21 protein-coding genes are annotated in these 23,214 nt (G+C 53.6%); 3 read left to right on the top strand and 18 right to left on the bottom strand.

The window, feature by feature from the left end:
• Positions 1-63: 63 nt before the first annotated feature.
• The 6 genes from alaS to MHI43_RS08000 all read right to left on the bottom strand — a co-directional run bounded on the left by alaS (position 64) and on the right by MHI43_RS08000 (position 6,800).
• Positions 64-2,691 (bottom strand): alanine--tRNA ligase, encoded by a 2,628-nt coding sequence (gene alaS / locus MHI43_RS08025; protein WP_036666265.1) that lies wholly within the window; start codon positions 2,689-2,691, stop codon positions 64-66.
• 422 nt (positions 2,692-3,113) lie between these two features.
• Positions 3,114-4,181 carry an AI-2E family transporter gene (locus tag MHI43_RS08020; RefSeq protein WP_009592785.1) on the bottom strand — a complete coding sequence of 356 codons (1,068 nt, stop codon included), beginning with the start codon at positions 4,179-4,181 and terminating at the stop codon, positions 3,114-3,116.
• A 159-nt stretch (positions 4,182-4,340) separates the two neighbouring features.
• On the bottom strand, positions 4,341-4,550 hold the full coding sequence (locus tag MHI43_RS08015) for a hypothetical protein (RefSeq protein WP_015734058.1): 210 nt from the start codon (positions 4,548-4,550) through the stop codon (positions 4,341-4,343).
• 11 nt (positions 4,551-4,561) lie between these two features.
• Positions 4,562-5,083 (bottom strand): PRC-barrel domain-containing protein, encoded by a 522-nt coding sequence (locus tag MHI43_RS08010; protein WP_009592754.1) that lies wholly within the window; start codon positions 5,081-5,083, stop codon positions 4,562-4,564.
• Positions 5,084-5,220: 137 nt separating this feature from the next.
• Positions 5,221-6,366 carry a cysteine desulfurase family protein gene (locus MHI43_RS08005; protein WP_036666267.1) on the bottom strand — a complete coding sequence of 382 codons (1,146 nt, stop codon included), beginning with the start codon at positions 6,364-6,366 and terminating at the stop codon, positions 5,221-5,223.
• A 14-nt stretch (positions 6,367-6,380) separates the two neighbouring features.
• A complete protein-coding gene (locus tag MHI43_RS08000) occupies positions 6,381-6,800 on the bottom strand; it encodes an Rrf2 family transcriptional regulator (protein ID WP_015734056.1) in 420 nt (139 codons plus the stop codon).
• Positions 6,801-7,099: 299 nt separating this feature from the next.
• Here MHI43_RS08000 and mnmA point away from each other — a divergent pair, with 299 nt between their 5' ends.
• Entirely contained in the window at positions 7,100-8,209 is a 1,110-nt protein-coding gene (gene mnmA, locus MHI43_RS07995; protein WP_186326400.1) for a tRNA 2-thiouridine(34) synthase MnmA, read from the top strand.
• 75 nt (positions 8,210-8,284) lie between these two features.
• Here the strand turns inward: mnmA and nrdG are convergent, their stop codons facing one another.
• The 4 genes from nrdG to MHI43_RS07975 all read right to left on the bottom strand — a co-directional run bounded on the left by nrdG (position 8,285) and on the right by MHI43_RS07975 (position 13,159).
• Entirely contained in the window at positions 8,285-8,788 is a 504-nt protein-coding gene (nrdG, locus tag MHI43_RS07990; protein ID WP_036666269.1) for an anaerobic ribonucleoside-triphosphate reductase activating protein, read from the bottom strand.
• Positions 8,785-11,019: an anaerobic ribonucleoside triphosphate reductase gene (locus tag MHI43_RS07985; protein ID WP_081746372.1), complete on the bottom strand. Its 2,235-nt coding sequence runs from the start codon at positions 11,017-11,019 to the stop codon at positions 8,785-8,787. Before MHI43_RS07985 ends, nrdG begins: the two co-directional genes overlap by 4 nt.
• A 235-nt stretch (positions 11,020-11,254) precedes the next feature.
• Entirely contained in the window at positions 11,255-11,794 is a 540-nt protein-coding gene (locus MHI43_RS07980) for a PCYCGC domain-containing protein (RefSeq protein ID WP_036666270.1), read from the bottom strand.
• A 57-nt stretch (positions 11,795-11,851) separates the two neighbouring features.
• Positions 11,852-13,159 carry a replication-associated recombination protein A gene (locus MHI43_RS07975; RefSeq protein WP_036666272.1) on the bottom strand — a complete coding sequence of 436 codons (1,308 nt, stop codon included), beginning with the start codon at positions 13,157-13,159 and terminating at the stop codon, positions 11,852-11,854.
• 240 nt (positions 13,160-13,399) lie between these two features.
• Here MHI43_RS07975 and MHI43_RS07970 point away from each other — a divergent pair, with 240 nt between their 5' ends.
• Positions 13,400-13,681, top strand: a complete 282-nt coding sequence (locus MHI43_RS07970; protein ID WP_036666273.1) for a hypothetical protein — start codon at positions 13,400-13,402, stop codon at positions 13,679-13,681.
• A 303-nt stretch (positions 13,682-13,984) separates the two neighbouring features.
• Here the strand turns inward: MHI43_RS07970 and MHI43_RS07965 are convergent, their stop codons facing one another.
• The 6 genes from MHI43_RS07965 to MHI43_RS07940 form a co-directional block, all read right to left on the bottom strand.
• A complete protein-coding gene (locus tag MHI43_RS07965; protein ID WP_036666275.1) occupies positions 13,985-16,162 on the bottom strand; it encodes a UvrD-helicase domain-containing protein in 2,178 nt (725 codons plus the stop codon).
• 305 nt (positions 16,163-16,467) lie between these two features.
• A complete protein-coding gene (locus tag MHI43_RS07960; RefSeq protein ID WP_009592791.1) occupies positions 16,468-17,223 on the bottom strand; it encodes a tRNA threonylcarbamoyladenosine dehydratase in 756 nt (251 codons plus the stop codon).
• A 35-nt stretch (positions 17,224-17,258) separates the two neighbouring features.
• Positions 17,259-19,037 (bottom strand): aspartate--tRNA ligase, encoded by a 1,779-nt coding sequence (gene aspS, locus MHI43_RS07955; RefSeq protein WP_036666277.1) that lies wholly within the window; start codon positions 19,035-19,037, stop codon positions 17,259-17,261.
• 44 nt (positions 19,038-19,081) lie between these two features.
• Positions 19,082-20,335, bottom strand: a complete 1,254-nt coding sequence (gene hisS, locus MHI43_RS07950) for a histidine--tRNA ligase (RefSeq protein ID WP_036666278.1) — start codon at positions 20,333-20,335, stop codon at positions 19,082-19,084.
• A gap of 785 nt (positions 20,336-21,120) precedes the next feature.
• Complete coding sequence (locus tag MHI43_RS07945; protein ID WP_036666280.1) at positions 21,121-21,570, bottom strand: hypothetical protein; 450 nt, start codon at positions 21,568-21,570, stop codon at positions 21,121-21,123.
• 77 nt (positions 21,571-21,647) lie between these two features.
• On the bottom strand, positions 21,648-22,154 hold the full coding sequence (locus MHI43_RS07940; RefSeq protein WP_009592768.1) for a type 1 glutamine amidotransferase domain-containing protein: 507 nt from the start codon (positions 22,152-22,154) through the stop codon (positions 21,648-21,650).
• A gap of 74 nt (positions 22,155-22,228) precedes the next feature.
• On the opposite strand from MHI43_RS07940, the gene MHI43_RS07935 reads away from it, so the two are divergent.
• Complete coding sequence (locus tag MHI43_RS07935; protein ID WP_341283248.1) at positions 22,229-22,366, top strand: hypothetical protein; 138 nt, start codon at positions 22,229-22,231, stop codon at positions 22,364-22,366.
• A gap of 18 nt (positions 22,367-22,384) precedes the next feature.
• Here the strand turns inward: MHI43_RS07935 and MHI43_RS07930 are convergent, their stop codons facing one another.
• Complete coding sequence (locus MHI43_RS07930; RefSeq protein ID WP_009592793.1) at positions 22,385-22,552, bottom strand: hypothetical protein; 168 nt, start codon at positions 22,550-22,552, stop codon at positions 22,385-22,387.
• Between the two features lie 100 nt (positions 22,553-22,652).
• Positions 22,653-23,096 carry a D-aminoacyl-tRNA deacylase gene (dtd, locus tag MHI43_RS07925; RefSeq protein ID WP_036666281.1) on the bottom strand — a complete coding sequence of 148 codons (444 nt, stop codon included), beginning with the start codon at positions 23,094-23,096 and terminating at the stop codon, positions 22,653-22,655.
• Between the last annotated feature and the right edge of the window lie 118 nt (positions 23,097-23,214).

Genomic DNA, 23,214 nt, shown 5'->3' with positions numbered 1-23,214 from the left:
TGTACAGCAAATGCCGCTTCCCGCTTACGGTCGCCTGCCGTACACAATCCGGACAAATCATGTTTACACGCCCCGGGCTACGAGGTCCGCCGCATGCTGCAGCGCCTGGGCAAGCTTGGAAGCATCCTTGCCCCCGGCTTGGGCCATATCCGGACGGCCTCCGCCGCCCCCGCCGCATACCGACGCGACTTCCTTAACCAGCTTGCCGGCATGATAGCCCTGCTTCACCAGCTCCTGCGGAACCGCTACGACGAAATTCACCTTGTCGCCTGCTTTGGAGCCGAGCACAAGAATGGTCTCGGGCAGCTTGCCCTTCAATTCGTCAGCGATGCCGCGGAGTCCGTCCATGCTGCCGGCCTGTACTTCGGCTGCCAGCAGCGACGTGTTGCCGACCTGCTTCACTTTGTCGGTCAGCTGGCTGGCTTCAATGGCTCCCAGCTTCCCTTGCAGGGACTCGTTCTCCCGGGCAAGATCCTTCACCTGTTGGTTCAGGCCTTCGATCCGCTTCGGCACGTCCGCAAGATTGCTCTTCAGCAAGCCGGCAGCCTGCTTGAGCAGGTCCATTTGGCCCTCCAGATGCTCATAAGCGTAACGTCCCGTTACGGCTTCAATGCGGCGAACGCCGGAGCCGATGCCGCTCTCGCCAAGCAGCTTGAAGATTCCGATCTGGGACGTGTTGTCCACATGGCATCCGCCGCACAGCTCGATGCTGTAATCCCCGACCTGAACGACACGGACGATATCGCCGTATTTCTCGCCGAACAAGGCCATGGCGCCCATCGCCTTCGCTTCATCAATGGCCTTGCGCTCGATAACGACCGGAACGCTCTTCCATACCTGTTCATTCACGCGGCGCTCAATATCGGCCAGTTCCTCCTGCGTAATGCTGCCGAAGTGGGAGAAGTCGAAGCGCAGACGCTGCGGTTCGACAAGGGAACCTGCCTGATTGACATGATCGCCAAGCACTTCCTTCAACGCTTTATGCAAAAGGTGAGTCGCTGTATGGTTCTTGACGATGTCATTGCGCATGGCCGAGTCGACCTGCGCCTTGACCGTATCGCCCACTTTGAGCTCGCCGAGCTCGACGGTTACGAAATGCACATGCTGTCCATGCGGAGCCTTGAAGAGGCCTTCCACCCGGGCACGCACGGATCCGCCTTCCAAAATCCCCTGATCGCTGACCTGGCCGCCGCTTTCCGCATAGAACGGGGTAACGTCCAGAATGACCTGACAGGTCTCGCCTTCACTGACGCTGTCCGCAAAGCTGTCACCGGACACAATGGCGAGCACTTTCGCCTCGCTGACGGTGTCATTATATCCAACAAATTCACTTTTAACCGTATAATCGGAAAGAACGCCGCCTTGGACCTTCATGCTTTCCGTTTCATGACGGGCTGCGCGCGCACGGTCACGCTGTTCCTTCATCGCGGCATCAAAGCCCTCGCGGTCCACGGTCAATCCGTGTTCGGACGCATAATCCTCCGTTAAATCAAACGGGAAGCCGTACGTATCATACAATTTGAACGCATCGCTGCCGCTGATGACGGATTTGCCCTGCTTCTTCGCTTCGGCGCTGACGTCAGCCAGGATGTTCAAGCCGTCCGAGAGCGTTTTATGGAACTGTTCCTCTTCCGTCGCAATGACCTTCTCGATAAAGGCGCGCTTCTCAACGACCTCTGGGTAGTATACTCCCATAATATCGCCTACGGTTCCGGTCAAAGTATACATGAACGGTTTGTCCAGTCCGAGCACCTTTCCGTAACGAACCGCGCGGCGGAGCAAACGACGGATGACATAGCCGCGGCCTTCGTTGGAAGGCAGCACGCCATCGCCTACCGCGAATGCAACCGTACGGATGTGGTCTGCAATGACTTTCAAAGCGATATCGTATTCCGTCTTCTCGTTGTATTTTACGCCGGCAAGTTCTGCCGTCTTCTGAATGATCGGCTGGAACAGGTCGGTATCGAAATTGGAAGCCACGTTTTGCAGAATGGAAGCAAAGCGCTCCAGACCCGCGCCCGTATCGATGTTCTTGTTCGGAAGCGGTGTATAGCTGCCGTCCTTGTTGTGGTTGAACTGGGAGAACACGAGGTTCCAAACTTCAAGCCAGCGTTCATTCTCGCCGCCGGGGAACATTTCGGATTCGGGTGCCTCCGTGTCGTATCCTTTACCGCGGTCATAGAAAATCTCGGTGCAAGGTCCGCATGGTCCTTCGCCGATATCCCAGAAGTTATCCTGCAGCTTGATGATGCGCTCCTTCGGGAGACCGATTTTCTCGTTCCACAGTTTATAGGCCTCCTCGTCCTCCGGATACACGGTTACGGACAGCTTCTCCGGATCGAAGCCGATCCACTTTTTGTCCGTCAGGAATTCCCAGGCCCAGGTGATCACTTCTTCTTTAAAATAGTCGCCGATGGAGAAGTTGCCCAGCATTTCGAAGAATGTATGGTGCCGGCGGGTCTTGCCGACATTCTCGATATCGTTGGTACGAATGCATTTCTGCGAGTTGGCAATTCTCGGATTTTCCGGCTTCACGCGCCCGTCGAAGTAAGGCTTGAGCGGAGCCATGCCTGCATTAATCCAGAGCAGGGACGGGTCATTATGCGGTACAAGCGATGCACTCGGCTCAATATTGTGGCCTTTCTCTGCAAAAAACTCTAGCCATTTGGAACGGATCTCACTAGCTTTCATCTCTACACTTCCTTCAGTCGTAATATAGGGATACAATCATTTGTATCCGAACACAAAAAACGCCCCTGAATATAATTCAGGGACGAATGTTCTCGCGGTACCACCCTGGTTATCGTCCATTCATCCTCCAGCATGTCTTCCTTGGATAACGAATACGACGATCGCCTCGTAACAGCTTGATAACGGGAGCCGCCCGGTGAATTTTGAATCACACTCGAAAATTAGCATTCGGCTAGGGACGCTTCCAGGTTCTCGCAGCCAGCCGGAAATTCTCCGGGCAGGAACCTGTTCTCTGGGCAAGGTGCACAAAGCCTACTCGATTTTGTCATCGATTTTAACGGTTATAGGTTTATCATTTCAAGTATATATAGGGGGAATCCATCTGTCAATGCATGAACATGCCTGGTTATCGGCCGAAGGGGTCAACCGGATTTCTTCCTGACATAATAAGCGAAAACATGCTGCAGCAGCACTTTGATGACGGCAAAGACCGGTACGGCCAGAATCAGACCCACGGTTCCTGCCACCTGTCCGCCGACAAGGAGCGCAAATATGATCAGAAGCGGATGCATATGCAGCTTCTTGCCGACCACTTGCGGCGAGATGACATTGCTCTCCAGCGTCTGGCAGACCATATTGACCACCGCCACCAGCAGCACCATCCTCCAGGAAATCGTGGATGCCATCACAAGCGCAGGAGCCGCCCCGAGAAAGGGGCCTAGATACGGGATGATGTTAAACACCGCCACGATGCTGGCCAGCAGCAGCGCGTACGGCATGCCCACGATCATGTACCCCACATAAGCGAGAACGCCGATGATCAAGCATACCAGAAATTGTCCGCGGACATAATTCCCGAGGGCCGTGTCGATCTCTTTCAGCAGCGTGACAATCGACTTCCGGCGGCTCCGCGGCAGATAGGATACGGCGGTTCGCTGGAACACCTCAAAATCTTTTAATATGTAGAAGATCAGGAACGGAACAATTAACACATTAAACAGGATGTTGATGGTGTTGCCGATATTGTCCATGAAATCCGAAATTCCACCGGCCAGCCTCGACTCCATCTGCAGGAACCAGCTGTTGACGCCTGTCCTTACTCCCGGGGGCAGCAGCCTGCTGTCCAGATTGGTCATCAGGCTTTGGGCGTTCATCGATAATTCAGGCAAGTGCTCGTTGAGCTCCTCCAGCTGCCGGATCAGCATCGGAATCATATTGATCAGAATGACGGCCAGCGAAGTCAGGAAGACGGCATAAATGAGCAGCACCGCAATGCTCCGCGGAACTTTGCGGTCAGAGAGCGTGCATACAATCGGATTCAACACATACGATATGATCATGGCAACCAAAAATGGCGCCAGTACGGCCTTAAGAAAGCGATAGACATCCAGAAACAGCGGGCGCAGCAGCCAGACAAAATAAAGGGAGATGAGTCCAAGCATCAACCAAACCAACAACCGAAACCATTTGTTCTCGGTCAGCTGTTCCACACAGGCACCCTCCTTTTTTCGAAAGCTACCCTGTAGTATATGTACAAGCTTCCAGAAATAAACTAACATTTCCGCCGGCCAAAATGAAAAAGACTCCTGCTATTCAGCCGCACAGGCCTTACGCAAGGAGTCGTTGATCTTACGCTATGTACGCGTTCTTCAGGAAGACGCGTGCATCTGAGGAAAATCCGGCTGCATGTCATCGCCGAAGAACAAATCATCCAGCGAGCTCAGCGTGCCGTCCTCTTCTACCTGGTATACGGACATTTTCTCTCCGTTAACCGTCAATTCGATAAAGCAACCCCAGCAATAAAACTGGTGGGAGCCGATTTTTCCGATATCTTTGGAACTACAGTTTGGACATTTCATCCTACCTCACCCTATCCGTTCACAGAATTAATGGCTTTTTCCAGACGCTGTTCGCTCATCGGGGGTACCATGACGGCACTCTCGCCGATAGCCATTTCAGCTGTGCAAGGCAGCCATTTGCGACCTTCGATCAAATCCGAGACAAATCCATCGGATATTTCCAACCCTAGTATTGTATTGCCCTGTTCCTGCTCAAAATAAACATCCGATATACGACCGAGCAGGACACCATCCTCTGTCAGGACCTGCATCTCTTTCAATTTGCGTTTGCCCAAAAGGTACGTAAGCGGTATATCGTTGGCGCCCAATTTGCGGACAGCCTCTTGGCTCCGGATCATGACGGCATCTTCCCCGTAGGCTACGATATCTTCCCATGAGACGCTTTTCACATGAGAGGAAAACAAAGCCTTGCCTTCAAGCTCCAATCCGGTAATCAACCAGTTCTCATCTAGTATAAAATCGTGGATTTTGCCGATTTCCTTACCGTTCTCCACGTCGAATACAGCCAGTCCGATCATTTCTTGAAGTTTCATAACCGTGGACACCTCCTCATCCTTCATGGTTTGAAATCAACCGCGGTTCCCAAAAAAAGCTGACCGACGGGCAATTTCCAAGGATGAAATGGACGAACGCATACCCCCTATCCGTAGAAGGAGAAATCCCTTAACATCTATTTACGTAACCGATTAAGGATGGTTCCAATTTTTTGGGCAGTGTACTCCATTTCTTGAGTAGTATTACCCAAACCGAAACTAAAACGAATCGCGGAGCGCAAAACAGGGTCAGAAAGTTTCATTGCTCGGAGTACATGGGATATTTCCAGGGATCCCGACGTACAAGCCGAGCCGCTTGCCGCCGCAATTCCTTCCATATCGAGGTTCATCAGCATCGTCTCCGTATTGGCACCGGGAAAGCTGAGATTCAGGATGTGAGGTAGGTGATGTTCCGGGTTTCCATTGATCACAAAAGAATTCTCGCCAATCTCCTGACGAAGCCCGTCAAGGAGGGTCGATCTCAGTTCGCGATAATGCTGGATCCGCGTCTCCATATTCTGCACGGTCCATTCCACTGCCGCCGCAAAACCGGCGATTCCGGCCATATTCTCTGTTCCGGCCCGGCGCTTTTTCTCCTGCAGCCCTCCGAACAGACGGGGAGATACGCTGAGTCCCCTGCGGACGACCAAAGCGCCTACGCCCTGCGGCCCGTTGATTTTGTGGGCGGAGAAGCTCCACATATCCACCGGCAGCTCGCGGCAGTTGATCGCCTCCGAGCCCAATGCCTGAACGGCATCGGTATGGAATACGATTCCGCGGCTCCGGCATAACTCGCCGATTTCGGCGATCGGCTGAACGGTGCCTACTTCATTGTTGCCGTACATGATGGTCACCAGCGCCGTGTTGTCCTGAATCGCGCCCGCAATGTCCTCTACAGAAACACGCCCTGTAGGGTCCACCGGGACATAGGTAACCTGGCAGCCCCGCCGTTCCAGCTCATGGCAAGTGTGGAGCACCGCATGGTGCTCCACCGCTGACGTAATCACATGTCTGCCTTCCACGCCCAAGGACTCCAGCAGTCCCAGAACAGCCAGGTTATCGCTCTCGGTCCCGCCTGCGGTAAACACCAGCTCGTCCGAATGGCATCCTAACAAAGACGCTATTCGATCACGCGCCCCGTTCACGATCTTCTTCGCTTCCCGTCCAAAAGCATGGACGCTCGAAGCATTGCCGTATTGGCTCGTCATGACATTCATCATCCGCTCCGCGACCTCCGGATGAACCGGGGTTGATGCGGCATGATCCAAGTATACTGATTTCATCTCCGTCGTCACCCTTAAATATAAAACATATAGTTGTCTGCAGCAGACTGTTCATGGTAATTGATCAGGTAGTCCAGCGTCGTGGAATCCAGCACTTCAGCGATGCTGTCGCGGATCCGGAGCCAGAGGTCACGCTTCGCCGGATCGTCCTCTTCCGTAAAATCGACGGGCGAGATCGGCCCTTCCAGCACGCGGATGACGTCCCCTGCTGTGATGGATGCCGGGTCCCGGGAAAGGATGTATCCGCCGTATGCACCGCGGATGCTCTTTACCAAGCCCGCATTCCGCAGCGGCGCGATCAACTGCTCAAGATAATGTTCCGACAGCTGGTTCTTCTCGGCTATGCTCTTCAGCGAAGTCGGCCCTTCGCCGAACTTGGCGGCCAGCTCCATCATAATCGTTAATCCGTATCTTCCTTTTGTTGATATCTTCAAAGGTGACACCTCTTTCGGTAATTTGTATATTATGTCCATCCTGTACATGAGTTGTAGGTGGCGGGCGAGCGATAAATACGTCGTAATCCATGAGTAAAGCAGCTTATCCTGTATTTTTCTCCGTATTCCGATCATTACCCTCAGCTTATCGTAACATATCCTGGACCCCAATGGGTAATATTCCAGCTGGAAACTCGAAAAATGTTCACCCTGAGTGGACAAAATGAAGCGTGTGAACCTTGTTCCAATATGTTAAAATACCTCCATGGGCACAATTCAATATGAAAATGGTGATAACGATGTCAAAAGAAAAACATAACACTCGTATCGTTGTCGGCATGTCGGGAGGAGTCGACTCCTCCGTAACAGCGCTCCTGCTCAAACAGCAGGGCTATGAAGTGATCGGCATCTTTATGAAAAACTGGGATGATACCGATGAGCTTGGCTACTGCACAGCCGAAGCGGACGCTGAAGACGTGCGCCGCGTGTGCGAGCAGCTCGACATTCCCTACTATACCGTCAATTTCGAGAAGGAATACTTCGATAAAGTATTTTCCTATTTCCTCGATGAATATAAAGCCGGGAGAACGCCGAACCCCGATGTCATGTGCAACCGCGAGATCAAATTCGGCGAATTTCTGAACAAGGCCATGGACTTGGGAGCCGACTACGTCGCTACCGGCCATTACGCCCGCGTCATCGAGGAGGACGGACAGTACCGGCTGCTGCGGGGTGTGGACAGCAACAAAGACCAAACCTACTTCCTCAATGCGCTGAGCCAAGAGCAGCTTGCCAAGGCGATGTTCCCGATCGGGCATCTGCCGAAACCGGAAGTCCGCCGACTAGCTGAGGAGGCCGGGCTGTATACTGCCAAGAAAAAAGACAGCACCGGCGTTTGCTTCATCGGCGAGCGGAATTTCAAGGAGTTCCTTGGACAATACCTTCCCGCCCAATCCGGCGATATGGTGGACATTGTCACCGGTGAAGTAAAGGGCCGCCATGACGGCTTGATGTACTACACGCTGGGGCAACGCCAAGGCCTCGGGATCGGCGGATCCGGCTCCGGGGAGCCTTGGTTCGTAGCCGACAAAGATTTGACCAACAATATTTTGTACGTAGTTCAAGGCGATCATCCGAGCTTATATTCGACCGGACTCGTTGCCTCCGGAATAAATTGGATTGCAGGACAAGACGCTATGCCCAAAGACGCCTACACCTGCACCGCCAAATTCCGCTACCGTCAGCCGGACCAGGAAGTAACCATAACCCCGCGCGAAGACGGAACCGTTCATGTCGCGTTTGCGAAGCCGCAAAAAGCGATCACGCCGGGACAAGCCGTCGTCTTCTATCAAGGGGACGAATGCCTTGGCGGGGGAACGATCGAAACGGCGGATAAAGTTCCTTATTAATCCGCTGAATGATACGCGAAGAGCACACACTTGATACGGAATGTTCCGTAAAGCGTGTGCTCTTTTTTTTGCGTGCTAGCGAAGAATATACTCCACGGCAATTCCCTGCTCCATGCTGGCGGCTACATCGATGAAACGCTGATTCGAGCTGCCCCTGAAAGGAAGCGAGACATCCCTGCGCTCCAACTCGAATTTGCCGTCAACGATGACGTCGCACAGCAGGGCCAATTCGCGCAGCTTCGGCTGCCTCATCAGCGCTTCGAAGGTGAACCCTGTGTAGGCCCATACGTTTTTTGCGGGACAGAGGGTCCTGAGCCTGCGTACGAATGCCGCACATTCTTCCGGGGAGAAGAAGGGGTCTCCACCGCATAAGGTCACGCCATCCAGCAAAGGATTGTCCAGGATATCCTGCAGTATCGCCGCTGACATTTCTTCGGTAAAGGGCTCCCCCGCTTCAAAGTCCCAGGAATCCGTATTAAAACATCCGGCGCAGGCATGGCGGCAGCCGCTCACGAATAGAACCGCACGAAGTCCGGGGCCTTCATTGATGCTCTCGGGGATGTATCCGCACACATTCACAAATGCTTCACCCGATCCCGAACCTCGGCCTGCTTGGCCGAATTGAAGCGCTCCGTATAATTGCCCGTTAAATATCCCGTTACCCTCCGCAGCCGCTGGAAGTTTCCATTCGCCTCCAAGGCGCCGCATCCAGGGCACGCACTTCCGATAATGCCTTCGTAGTTGCATGCCGGGCACCGGTCGACGGGATGGTTAACGGAGAAATATCCGATGTTCTGCTGCAGGGCAAACTGCACGATGTCCCGGAAAGCAGCCGTATTCTGCCTTGCGTTGCCGTCCAGCTCCACATACGAAATCGCTCCGGCGTTGCACAGCTCATGAAAAGGAGCTTCGGAACGGATTTTGCGGTAGGCGGCCATCGGATAGTACACGGGTATATGAAAAGAGTTCGTGTAATATTCGCGGTCAGTCACTCCCTCGATCACCCCGAAGGTCTGCCGGTCGAGCTTCGTGAATTTCCCGGATAACCCTTCTGCCGGCGTGGCAAACAGCGTAATGTTCAGGTCGTATTTTTCACTGGCCGCATCGCAGAATTGACGCATATGTCGGATGATTTCGATCCCCAGCCCGCGGCTGTTCTCATCCTCGCCGTGATGCCGTCCTGTCAACGCCTTCAGGCATTCGGCCAGCCCGATAAATCCAAGCGCCAGGGTGCCGTGCTTGAGCAGCTCGCGCACCTTATCCTCCGGTGCCAGCGCCTCGCCGCCTTCCCAAACGCCCTCCCTCATCATGAAATCGGACGCTTTGGCCGGTTGGTCGGCCTGCAGCTCGTAACGGTGAATCAAGCCCTCCACCGCAATTCTCATATAATGATCCAGCTGTTGATAGAAACGGTTCAGGTCCGTCACTTCCCGCTTCCCTTGGACGATGCCATGTTCAATCCCGAGCCGGACCAAATTGATCGTATTAAAGGACAGGTTGCCCTTGCCGCTTAGGCGGTTTCGCCCAAAGCGATCCGAAATCGTGCGGGTCCTGCAGCCCATGGTGGCAATAATCGTGTCCGGCTCGCCCGGGTTATAATAGACGAGATTAAACGACGCGTCCACGTTGACGAAATTCGGGTAGAGCCTGCGGCTGGAGCACTCGACGGCTTTCAGGAACAGGTCGTAATTCGGCTCGCCTTCCGCCTGGTTGACCCCCTGCTTGCACTGGAAAATATGCTGCGGAAATATCGGCGTCTCTCCCCCGCCGAGCCCCTTCATTGTGGCATCCAGCAGGGCGTGGGAAACCAGCCTTCCTTCGGTTGACGTGCACATGCCGTAATTCAACGAAGTGAAAGGAATTTGTCCGCCGGCCCGGCTGCTCATCGTATTCAAATTATGGATCAAGGATTCCGCGGCCTGCTTTGCTTCATTCACCGTTTCATTATAGGCATAATGGTATATTCGCGGATATGTGTCCTTCAGCTGCTCATTGTCTATGTATATTTCGTGATCCTCAAGAGCTCGTTCATACGGCCGATCCTCTCCCAGCCCCGCTTCTCCGAAGTAGGCCAGCCCTTTGCGAAAATGCCGACGAAACGATTTGCCGACATACGGCGCGAGATCCCAATCGATTTTGCTGCCGGACACGCCGCCGAATTGGCTGTTCTGCTGGGATTGAAAGATGATGGCTACCAGCGCCATGGCGGTCATGATGCTCTGCGGCGGCCTGACCGATCCGTTACCGGTATTGAAGCCCTTGGCCAGCAACCGGCCGAACGGGATGAAGATGCAGTTCGTCGTTCCCAGCGCATACTGGTCCAGGTCATGAACGTATACATACCCATCCCTCACCGCTCTCGAGAGCTCTGTGGGCAGGATGAATTTGCTTGCCATCCATTTGGCGTATTCGGAGCCGATCCGGCTCATTTTTCCGCTGAAGGATTCCCCGTTCAGATTCGCGTTCTCCCGCAGCAGGTCCAAATCGGTTACCCCGATCACATCCCTGCTGATCTTATAAAGCTCTCCCCGCCGCATCCGCTCCAGATCGCGGGCCTCCCTGTAATGTTGATAGGCAGCCGCTACCTCGGGATAACCCGTGCTTTGCAAATGCTCCACAACGATATCTTGAATCTCCTCCACGCTAACTTGTTCCATCCCCGCAGTGGCAGTGGCAACCTCATCTCCAATCCGCAAGGAAGCATCCTTGCGGGAAACACCCTCCACCGCCATAAAAGCTCTATCCACCGCCTCCACGATCCGGCTTGTCTCAAATTTTACCAGGCATCCGTCTCTCTTCATGACCTTCATGAATAGGAACAACTCCTCTTCTTCTTATCGTTAACACACTATATATAGTTTTGTTTCATTAATTTACATCCATATATAGTTTCATGCTGTGATATAGGTCACGATGGTCGGTCTTTAAAATCGAATAGGGCTGCACTTACGCTTAACCCCGAAGGGGATAGTGCCCTACAAAAAAAGGCACCTCGGGCGATCCTTGGATCACCATCGGGTACCTTCTTGTTTGACCGATAACAATTTAACTTTCCACAGGCGGCATCGGGGTTGGCGTCGGCTTGGCATAGCCGGTGCTGTATTTCTCGTCGATCGCGGTCCGGATATCCGTTACGCTCATGCCCTCGCTGCTCATTTTGGCAGATTCCACGGCAATGTCCAAACACACCCCGCAGCGGGTGCCGTGATCGTCCCACACCACCGTGCCGTCCTCCTGAATCTCATCGATAAAACAGTTCAGGTTGCTCTCATGACCGGCACTTTCCCCGCAGCCGCAGTAACAAGGAATGTATTTCAGGACATCACTCACCTGCGCGGACAAAGCATAAATCGTTTGGAGCTCGCTGGTCTGGCTCTTCAAAAAGGTCGGCAGCTCATCGATCGAAGACGTCGCCTCCTGGATATCCCCGTTGGACAACTGCGTCTGATGTCCGTGCTCATGCGCCGCCTCGGCTGCCTGTCCACCTGCGACCTGCTCCTGGGCGCTTTTTCCCGAACAGCCGCTCAGCATAAGGCCGGCGGACAGCAGCAGGATGACAAACCGTTGTTTCCCTGTTTTCATCATTCATTTCCTCCATTTAATTAAGCTAGCGGCCGTAATTCCCGTTATCGCCGTACGACCCTATTCTTCGCGTCGTAATCGCTGGTTGTGGGCGATCTTGGCTTCGTTCCCCTGCTCCGTGGCCTGATAGAACACCCGGTGGGAGAGCTCCTTCGGCAAATACTCCTGCTTCACGTAATGGCCCGGATAATCGTGCGGGTACTTGTAGCCGACATGTCCCAGCTTAACCGCCCCCGAGTAATGCGCATCGCGCAGATGCAGCGGAACCTCCGCCGATTTCACTTCATCCATGGCGGACATCGCGCGGGATATAGCGGATACAACGCCATCGGATTTCGGGCTCTCCACGGCGAACAGGATCGCCTGAGCGATGTTCAGCTTGGCTTCCGGCCAGCCGTTGTTCCGGTAGGCATCCAATGCGCTTACCGCCTGCACCATGGCTTGGGGATTGGCAAGCCCGATATCCTCGCTGCTGGCAGCAATCAGGCGGCGGATGAACACCATCGGGTCCATGCCGAGCTTTTCGACCGCATACAAAAACCAGAACAGCGCCGCATCGCTGGAGCCCCGAATGCTCTTGTGAAAGGCGGACAGCACATCGTACTGCGTGGACTCGTCCGCACGCACGGTAGGTCGGCGAATCGATTCCTCGGCCACCTCGAGCGTAATATGAACCGTACCGGTGGAATCCGGAGGCGTCGTCATCGCTGCCAGCTCCAGCGCATTGAGTGCACGCCGGATATCCCCGTTCGCCATGGCTGCAATGTGCTCCAGCGCTTCCTCATCGGCCATGAGATCCATGAATCCAAGACCCTTGTCTTGATCGATCAGCGCGCGCCGCATCGCAATCATGGAATGGTCCTTGGTCAGCGGCTGAAGCTGAAACAAGGTAGAACGGCTCATTAAAGCTCCGTTGACGTAATGAAAGGGGTTCTCGGTCGTCGCGCCGATAAATATGATCGTGCCGTTCTCCACGGCAGGCAGCAGCGCATCCTGTCTGGAGCTGTTGAACCGGTGCACCTCATCCAAAAACAGGATTGTTTTGGTGCCGTACAGGCTGCGGTTGCTCTGGGCTTGCTCAATGACTTCCCTGACGTCCTTTACCGAGGCTTCCACCGCGTTAAGGCGAACGAAATACCCTTTCGTTTGCTGGGAAATGATATGCGCAAGCGTTGTTTTGCCGCAACCAGGCGGGCCGTACAATAAAATCGACGAAACCTGGTCCGCCTCTATGGCCCGCCGGAGCAGTTTGCCCGGTCCGATTATATGCTCTTGTCCTATATATTCATCCAGCGACGAAGGGCGCATCCGATCGGCCAGCAGCCGGGAATCCCGGTCCCCTTCACGCCCGATACTGAATAAATCCATGACAACACTTCCTTGTCTGATATCAATGCAAAAATAAGTCGTTTCAATCCAATCCATCACGCTCTATCATATCATATTCGAATTCGCCGTGCCTGCGCTGCGGTAAGTTCCTCTCCTACGCTTCATTCGTCCCATGGCTCGGATATTGCATCTGATTTTGATCATATCCAACTTTTATCGAACCGGAAGCGTTTCATATAATAGGGAAACGTTTGAAAAGCCTGATCTGGGGAGAATGTGATGACGACTCGCAAAAAATCCGTACGCAAATTGTATAACGCGGCAATAAATATGGCGATCAGTATACTGGGGCTCTACCTTCATGTCAGTACCCATCATCTTTTGAAAGAAACATTCGGTCCCGGATATTTCGACGATGAGCGACTCGCGATGAACCTGCTGTATGCCGTCCTCATCCTGCAGTTCCTGCTCGGCTTGTATGTCTTCATACGTTCAGCCATCATGCTTTACGAGTACAGGCAGGGAATCCGGAGTGAGGACGACGACGAGGTCTTGTTATGAAGCGTGTCGCTTAACCACTATGCACGAAGGGAGACTATGGAATTGAAACGAAAGCCTATGCGAAAAATGGCCCTCTTCATCCTTCTGGCCGCTGCCTGTTCCATCCTTGCTGTCTGGACTTTGATCCGGTTTATCGAAAATCTGGGCTCCTCCTACCAAATGATTGGTTAAACCCCTAGCAAGCCCCTGCACAACAAAAAAGTCCCGCAGAGGCTAACACATGCTGCCATGTGAATCCCTGCGGGACTTCCGATTCTCTCTATTGACATTCCGGGAACCGACAGCCGTTGCGCAATCGCACGATTACTCCGCTGGCCAACCGCTCGCCATGATCTCTGATGTCTCTGCCATGATATACGAAGGCAGCGGCTCCCCGTGCAACAGCCACAGCTCATGCAGTGCACGCGTACAGCCTACATACATCAGCTTGGCATCCCAAGCTTTCTCCGCGTAATGCGCCCGGTCCGCATCTGCCACCACAACGGCATCGAACTCAAGCCCTTTGGACAAGTACACGGGGAGCACGGAATATCCGCCCTGATACGTTCCTTTGCTGCCATCGATCAGATTCAGCATCGGCCAGGACGGGCTTAACTCCTCATGCAGCTCTTTCGCTTCCCGCAAGGTGCGGGTGAGAATGGCTACCGTCCGGTATTCCTTGGCAATGAGCGCACCCATGGCCCGCTCCAAATCCTTCCTTCTGGCGTTCGCGGCATCATAAGGAATGAGGCGAACGGCATCGCCGCTACGGAATACGGGCACGGCCAGCAGGTCGCTTGCGACCCCCTTCTCCAGTATCCCATTGGCAAATTCAATGATCTCCATCGTGGAACGGTAGCTGCGCGTCAGCGCAAAATAAGCCGTTTCCTCTTCCTTGAACAGGGAGCTCATTTCTTCCCACGCATGCACGCCGCGATACGCATGAATGCCCTGCGACAGATCGCCTAGTATGGTGAAGGAATGTCCTCTTACGAACAGATCCAGCACAGCCACCTGAAACGGAGAGAAATCCTGGGCTTCATCGATGACGATGTGGTCAAACCGCTGCTCTGAGGAAATATCGTTCAGCAAGCAGTGGAAATACAGCAGGGCAGGCAAATCCTCTTCCCGGACCACATTCTTCTTCAGATCTTTGCGCGTTGCGGCCAGTACCTCCGGCGGAATAAGAGCGGAGAGCTCTTCGACCCAGGAGCCAGCCGCCTTGACCGCTCCAAACAATTGCTTATATAGGGAAATCGGTTCAAATTTCGGCCAGCGATTGGCATAAGCCTTTTCTCGTTGTGCCGCTTTTTTCTTCCGTTCTTTCAGCACGGCCGCCGATGGCGATTTCTTCAGCTCCATTAAGGCCCAGCGATGCAATCTGGCGAGCAGCCGTTCCTTCCGTTTCGCCAGCGGATAGGGCTTATATTCCTGGTAAAACCATTCCGCCATCGTCTCCTGTTTCAGCACGGCTCCATCCCATGGAGAGAAATCCCCGTCCGGTAGGGCTGCGGCTTCGATGGACTCCACGCACCGCCGCACGATATCCATCAGCCTTAAGGAGCCTTTATAGCGCCCGCTCACATTATCGTCGATATCCGGCGTCCCTTGGCCCGGTTCCGTCTCGAACCACTGATGAAGCGTCTGTGCATGATCCTCCGAGGACAGCTGAATATCAAGCAGCTTCGCCGCCCAATCGCCAAAGGTCCGCTGCTGAATATCACCAACTCCGAGCTCGGGCAGCACATCGGATATGTAATCCAGGAACATGAGGTTTGGCGCGAATATGATCATTTTCTCGGCCGTTACCTGCTCCTTGTACTGGTAGAGCAAATAAGCCAGCCGATGCAGCGCCACCGTCGTTTTTCCGCTTCCCGCCACCCCTTGGATGATGAGGGCGGTGTTCTTGGCCGCCCGGATGATTTTATCCTGCTCCGCTTGGATCGTGGACACGATATCCCGCAGCCGGTTATCCTTGTTCTCTCCGAGACGGTAGACCAAAAACTCATCGGATACGGCAGGTCCGCCGCTTTCCCGATTGTACGTGTCCGATACCCGCTCCAAAATTTGCTTGCGGATCACGACGTTTCGTTTTAAATACACAAGCCCCTCGATGATTCCTTCGGGCGCTTCGAATGAAGCCGGATCGGTACCGCCCGTAAAGGAGTAGAATAGACTCGCGACCGGAGCCCGCCAATCAATCACCATCGGGTGATCACCAGCGTCCGCCTTGTCGAAGCCTATCTTCCCGATGTAGAGCGGTTTCTTCGCCCCCGTTCCGTTCTCTTGAAAATCCAGCCTTCCGAAATAAGGCTCCGGCAAGCTTTTGGCGAGGGCCTGCCGTTTCTCTTCCCGGCCTGCCTCGAGCACCTGCTCCGTAAAATCATGGCCCGTGTATACCGGAATACCGCGCAGCCGTTCAAGCTGACGGTCAATTTCAACGATAACCTCGTTTAGCCTTGACTCTTCTTCTTGATAGGCACTTTGAAAAGATTCTGACACTTTCAGTTACCTCCTAAGAACATATTTTTTCGTATCGAAGTCTGGCTTTAGGGCCGTGACACAAAAAGGAGTTCCATTGTAGCACAACTCGCCGGGATATACTAGCAAAGCGCTGTCACAGGAATTTTATTGTTTGGGTTTGCTGTTCGAATCGCTTGTCCACCGCAGCAAAAAACGCAGCGTCCATTGCTGGACACTGCGTTTGGTTAACCACGCTCAATTTTGCCGAAAGGCTGTTCTTTCTTTCTGCCTTCCTTTTGTCTATCGTTTTCTTGATCCGAGTTTAAATGTGTCCGGACACCCCGTTACAACGAGACGCCGCCTTTTTCGAGCAGCTCTTTCACCGTCACGCTGACCATGATCAGTCCCGCCACAGGCGGCACGAATGCATTGCTTGCCGGCGGCTGCTTCGCCTTCCGGATTTCCGGAGCATTCTCGGGCACGATTTTCTCCGTCACGTCCTGGCGGGGCTTCATCGGCTCTTCCAGAGAGAACACGACCTTGACCCCTTTCTTGATGCCGTCCTTGCGCAGCTTGGTGCGCACGATTCGGGCAATCGGATCCATGGAGGTTTTGGAGATGTCGGCCACCTGGAACTTCGTCGGGTCCATTTTGTTGGCCGCGCCCATGCTCGAGATGATCGGAATGCCGCGACGCAGGCACTCCTTGATTAAATGCACTTTATAAATAATCGTATCCGAGGCATCGATCACATAATCCAGCTCGTACTTAAACAGCTCTTCATACGTTTCTTCGGTGTAGAACATGTTCAGGGCGATCGCTTCACATTCCGGATTGATCAGTTTGACCCGATCGACCATCAAATCCGCTTTCTTCTGACCCACCGTCGTCGTTAACGCGTGGATCTGCCGATTGATGTTCGTGATGTCCACCACGTCTTTGTCGATCAGAATGATGCGGCCGACTCCGGTTCGGGCGAGGGCCTCCACCGCAATGGAACCCACGCCGCCGATACCGAGCACCGCCACGGTGCTGTTCTTCATCACTTCAAGGCCTTCGGGACCGATGGCTAATTCCGTTCGGGAAAATTGGTGCAGCATAATTCAAGCAACCTCCTTTATCAAGAACAACAGGCTTATTTTTTCTCGTCGCCCGGCTTCTTGGCGAGTTTGATATGCAGCTGCTCCAGCTGTCCTCCGTCCACCTGGGAAGGAGCGTCCATCAACAGGTCCGTTGCGCTTGCCGTTTTTGGGAACGCAATCGTTTCACGCAGATTGGTGCGTCCGGCAAGCAGCATGACCAAACGGTCCAACCCGAAGGCGATTCCGCCGTGCGGAGGCGTGCCGTACTCAAAGGCGTCCATAAGATAGCCGAATTTGTCGTGCGCCACTTCCGGCGACATGCCAAGAGCCGCAAACATTTTCTCTTGGATCTCGCGTTTGTAAATCCGCATGGAACCGCCGCCTACTTCGTATCCATTCAGAACGATGTCGTAAGCTTCAGCGCGTACGGCAAGCGGATCCGTATCCATCAATTCCAGATCCTCGTCTTTTGGACGGGTGAACGGATGATGCTCGGCCACATAGCGCTTCGCCTCTTCGTCATAGCTGAACAGCGGGAAGTCGAGCACCCAAGCGAACTTGTATTCGTTGTCGTTGATCAAGCCTAGCTGGCGTCCGATTTTCAAACGGAGCGCGCCAAGCACGTCGGCAACCACTTTTTTGTTGTCTGCGGAGAACAGCAGCAGGTCTCCGTCTTCGGCTCCCGTGCGTTCTCTTACCGCTTCAATTTCCTGCTCGCTGAAGAATTTCACGATAGGCCCTTTGAATTCGCCCTCTTTCACTTGAATCCAGGCAAGACCCTTCGCTCCGTAACGGGCTGCATACGGTCCCAGATCGTCAATTTCCTTACGGGTCCAGGTGCCGCAGCCTTTAGCGTTCAAACACTTCACTTCGCCGCCTTTTTCAATGACGGAAGAGAATACTTTGACGCCGCTGCTTGCAACGATGTCGTTCATTTTGATCAGTTCCATGCCGAAGCGGAGATCCGGCTTATCAGAGCCGTATTTGCCCATGGCGTCGGCATAACTGATACGCTGGAACGGCGTCGCCAGCTCAACGCCGATGGTTTCCTTGAACAGCTTCACCATCAGCTGCTCCATCATGTTCAGCAGGTCTTCCCGATCCATGAAGGACGTCTCGATGTCGACCTGGGTAAACTCCGGCTGACGGTCGGCCCGCAAGTCTTCGTCACGGAAGCAGCGCGCAATTTGGTAGTAACGCTCAAGCCCGCTCACCATAAGGAGCTGCTTGTAGATTTGCGGGGATTGCGGAAGCGCAAAGAATTCGCCTGCGTGTACTCGGCTCGGCACGAGATAGTCGCGTGCGCCTTCCGGCGAGCTCTTGGTCAGAATTGGCGTCTCCACATCCACGAAGCCCTCATCGTCGAGGAAGTCGCGGAATACTTTCGACGCTTTGGAGCGCAGCATCAGCGTTTTTTGCATCTCCGGACGGCGAAGGTCCAGATAACGATACTTCAGGCGGAGCTGCTCGTCCACTTCCACGCCGTCTTCGATAAAGAACGGAGGCGTTTTGGCTGCGTTCAGCACTTCGATGCTGGTTACTTGTACTTCGATTTCGCCTGTCGGCAGGTTCGGGTTGAACGTTTCCGGATCGCGCTTTACAACTTTCCCGGATACGGCCACCACGAATTCGCTGCGGACTTTATCGGCAACGGCCAATGCCTCGCCGGAGAAATCCGGGTTAAATACGATTTGCATGATGCCGCTGCGATCGCGCAGATCGATGAACAGCACGCCGCCCAAGTCGCGGCGGGTTTGTACCCATCCATTCAGTGTTACAGTTTCTCCAATGTTCGCGGTTGTCAGGTGACCGCAATGATGCGTCCTTTTCATCGGTTATCATTCCCCTTTAGTATAATTAAGCCGCTTTACGGCGATTAAACAAATTCCTGGACCAGGCTATCCAGCCTAACGGTTCGCTGCTCGCCGGTCTCCATCGACTTCAACGCGATTTCGCCGCGTGCCAGCTCGTCGTCGCCCAGAATGGCGGTATAACGGGCTTGCAGACGATCAGCCGATTTCATCTGGGCTTTCATTTTCCGGCCGAGATAATCGCGCTCCGCGGACACGCCTTTGCTGCGGAGATCGTAGATCAATTTCGCCAATTCCCGTTCGGCGGCTTCACCCAGCGCCACCAGATAAACGTCCAGCGGCTTCGAGGCCGACAGATTGACGCCTTGATGCTCCAGAATCAATTGGATACGCTCAAGGCCGATGCCGAACCCGATGCCCGGCTGATCCGGTCCGCCGATCTGGCCGACGAGACCGTTGAAGCGTCCGCCGCCGCCTACCGTATCAATCGCGCCGATGCCCTGGGCCTTGAATTCGAAGGCGGTATGCGTGTAATAGTCCAATCCCCGAACCAGTCTTGGATTGATTTCATACTCGATGCCCATGGCGTCCAGGTACCCTTTGACTTTCTCGAAATGCGTGCTGCACTCCTCGTCCAGGCTGTCCAGGATCGAAGGCGCATCACCGAACTTCCCTTGGTCCTTCTTGCAATCCAGCACGCGAAGCGGGTTGCGTTCCATGCGCGACTGGCAGTCCGAGCAAAGGCTGTCTTTCATCGGTTCCAGGAAAGCAAGCAGCGCGCTGCGGTAAGCTGCCCTTACCTCGGGCGTTCCCACGGAGTTAATCTCTGCTTTTACCCCGTTCAATCCAAGTTCCTTGTAGAAGCTGTACCCCAGCGCAATGACCTCGGCATCGATAGCCGGATCCGCGGTGCCGAACACCTCTACGCCGAACTGGTGGAACTGGCGGTATCGGCCCGCCTGCGGCCGCTCATAGCGAAACATGGGCCCCATATAGTACAGCTTCGTGACATCGGGCTCTCCATACAGCTTGTTTTGCACGTAAGCCCGAACGACGCCTGCCGTCCCTTCCGGACGAAGTGTCATGCTGCGATCCCCTTTGTCCTTGAACGTGTACATTTCCTTCTCAACGATATCCGTCGTTTCGCCGACCCCGCGTTCGAACAATTCGGTCTGTTCGAAGATCGGTGTGCGAATTTCGCGGTAGTTGTACCTCCGGCATAGATCCCGTGCCTTCTCCTCGATAAACTGCCATTTCTCGACGGCTCCTGGCAGGATGTCCTGCGTGCCTGTCGGTTTCTCGAATTTCTCGTTTGCCATCTTCATCCCTCCGCGTCCTATGACATACTCACCTTTTGAACATGTCCATTGCCTAGATCTGTTTAACTATGGAAAAACTCCTAGGGAGTCATTTCTCAACAAGCCGTGAAACTAAAAAATCTCCCGTCCCGCTGTCCTAAGACAACAGGGACGAGAGATGTTTAATTTATCACCCGTGGTACCACCCACATTCCGGCGGCGACACATCCTAACATGTGTTCAACCATCCGCTTCATCCGTATAACGCCCGGCCGCGCAGTTCGGCTACTGTCTATCCCACCGGTTAACCGGTGCTTGCTTCGCCGTCTGTTCTCGGGGAGGTCATTCGTCCACTCATCAAGCGAATCCTTACAGCCAAGGGATTCTTCTCTGGTCTTGTGGGGATGGAGTACTTGTTCCCGTCATGAAATCCGTTATTCATAAATATAGTATACCCAAAACATTATATTTTTAGATTCTAATGAACCGCCGCACTAAAGTCAAGAAACTTTGTAGAAATTTCCCGAAAAAAGAAAAAGACCTACAAACCACTGTTGTAGGTCCAAAACATATATTATATAAAAAAGGGGGTCATGCTGTTATTATAAACAGGGAATATTAAAGAAACATTGAACAAACATTACAGTTATATTACAAGCAAGAAAGCGCTTTTATGTCATAGAGTTGAAAAGGGCTGCTCCACCAAAGGAACAGCCCTTTTTTTGCGTTTCGGCGGTTAAGCCCTGCAAATGATAAGCTCCCTCTTAGCAGCTCATCGCCTGCCGCGTCTCTTCGCTAATCAGACATTAATCAAATCGCTCCACATAAGCGTTATTCGCCCGCAACTCATGCACGATCTGATCATAGTCCTCATCCCTTACCTTAACGGACAAGGTGTACCTGAGATCGTCATAGTCCCCGTCGGTCACGTCCGCTTCCCGCCATCCGTCGCCGGGCAGATCATCGCTGTCCGGCCGGTCCTGGGCGATGTCGCGGCCGGTATCCCTTGCCCCCACAATCACCCCGGGAGCCCCGATTACGCCGCCGGGAGCCCCCATCGTTGTTGCCCCTGCCGTAGCACCGCCCGTGCCGGCATTGCCCCATGGCACCAGCGGCACCAGGATATTCCCTCCGTTTCGGACCGAATCCTGAAGCTGTCCTACCTCCAGCTGTTCCGTGTTGTACGTCAGCAGCCTCGTCCTTGCGCCTTCAGCGTCGTCTTCCGTCCTGAAATAAGCTTGAATTTGTCTAGACATGTCCATTCCTCCTTTTTTTCAACCCGTGTGTTTGAAAGATCGGTATTACATGGACAACCATACAGCTAATTTAGCGCCTACAGCGCTTTTAACAGCTCGCGCACGAAGGCCGGCTCGTCTTTCGGAGTCCGGGACGTAATGAAATTCCGATCCACGACGACTTCCTCATCCTTAAAGTTGGCGCCGGCGTTTACCATATCATCCTGAAGCGGAGGATAGGAAGTGATCGTACGCCCCTTCAGCAGGTCGGCGCTTGCCAAAATTTGCGGCCCGTGGCATATCGAGGCAATCGGTTTACCCGCCTTGTCCGCTGCTGCAACAAACTGCAATATATGGGAATCCAGACGCAAGTTTTCCGGAGAAGAACCGCCTGGAATAACCACCGCATCATAATCGTTTATGTTGACGTCCGCAATGGCTTTATCGGTTGTGTAGGAAGCCTTGCCCTGTTTGCCCTTTACCTCTTGTCCTTGTTTCAATCCAATAATATCAGCCTGATGCCCCGCTTCCTTCACGGCATCGTAAGGAGTTTTCATCTCGGAATCTTCGAATTGGTCGGCTAGTAGAAATGCTACTTTACTCATCTGGCATGTCTCCTTCCTGAAATGTCCTCGATTTGTTATTACCCTGGAATCTCTTTTTTATAACAGCGGAATTCATGAAAAAGGCCAAAGAACGGCGCTTGCCTGCAACAGATGTCTGTCCCGAAGGAAGCTTGAGTATGACGATGATCCGCGAACGCCAAAAAGAGCCTGAGATCATCTCAGGCTCCGCTTATAAAAAGCCGCTTTCATGACACGAAACTGTGCCGAATCTACGATCGGGGCAGCTGCTTCCGCATATTTCCCTTGATGCTGATGAGCTGTGCAGATTCTTCCGGCGCCGAAACCATGCGTTCCGTGCTGGCTGCTTCCCTGACGCCTCCGGTTCCGACCGTCGCAGGCAAACTGCTCCATATCGAAAATTTGGGGGATTGACGCATATCGTACGGCTCCTTTATTTGCGAATAACAACCTTCGATTATTCACTCAGGATGCCCCATCTCTCCAATATGATGCATGCTGCCGTCCTTTTTAGGCAGGTTAGGACCGGCTGTCGATAATTAGCGTCACCGGTCCCCAGTTGGTCAACGACACGTCCATCATCGCTCCGAACACCCCGGTCTCCACCTGCAATCCCTTCGCCGAAAGCTCGCGGTTAAACGACTCATACAATGCATTCGCTTCGTCCGGTTTTGCGGCAGCCATAAAGTTCGGCCGCTTTCCTTTGCGGGTGTCTCCATAGAGGGTAAATTGGGACACCGACAGAATCGCTCCGCCCACGTCCTGGACGCTGAAATTCATTTTCCCCTGCTCATCCTCAAAAATCCGCAGCCCCGCTACCTTTTCGGCAAGGTATTTGGCATCCTTCTCTTCATCCTCATGCGTCACGCCGACCAGCACCATCAATCCCGCTTCAATCTTGCCGACGATTTCATTATCCACTGCGACTTGCGCATTCTTGCATCGTTGAATGACCACTCTCATAGGCTTAGCTCCTTCATCTTCCAAAAATAAAACGGCCTGTCTCCCTCAGGATAACAGACCGCATTTGTATCATCCTCCGGGATTCGTCAGAACCCCGGGACCATTCCCTTAGCGCATC

This window comes from Paenibacillus sp. FSL H8-0457, from assembly GCF_038051935.1.
Taxonomy (GTDB): Bacteria; Bacillota; Bacilli; order Paenibacillales; family Paenibacillaceae; genus Paenibacillus_AQ; species Paenibacillus_AQ lautus_A.
Note: the sequence above shows the minus strand (reverse complement) of the source record. Positions and strands in the feature narration are given on the sequence as shown.